Raw genomic sequence first — 223 nt, 5'->3', positions numbered from 1 at the left:
GTGTCAATCATAAAAAAGTATTACGAATCATGAGACAAAATCATATTCTTTCAAAAGTGCGTCGAAAGAAAAAGAAATATATCAATGGTGCGGAACCAATGGTAGCCCCTCATCGATTGGAGCGCCAATTCGATGCATCCAAACCAAATGAAAAGTGGTTTACGGATGTGACGTATCTCTTATTTGGAGAGCGTACCTTGTATTTATCAACGATCATGGATGC

At 38.6% G+C, this 223-nt stretch carries 1 pseudogene; it reads left to right on the top strand.

Going from position 1 to position 223, the window contains the following annotated elements:
- A pseudogene (locus MR167_RS32525) lies at positions 1–223 on the top strand (IS3-like element ISBt2 family transposase); the annotation flags it as partial.

This window comes from Bacillus cereus group sp. BfR-BA-01355 (genome assembly GCF_022663675.1).
Classification (GTDB): Bacteria; Bacillota; Bacilli; order Bacillales; family Bacillaceae_G; genus Bacillus_A; species Bacillus_A thuringiensis_S.
The sequence above is the reverse complement of the archived record's forward strand: the minus strand, read 5'-3'. Positions and strand labels throughout refer to the sequence as shown.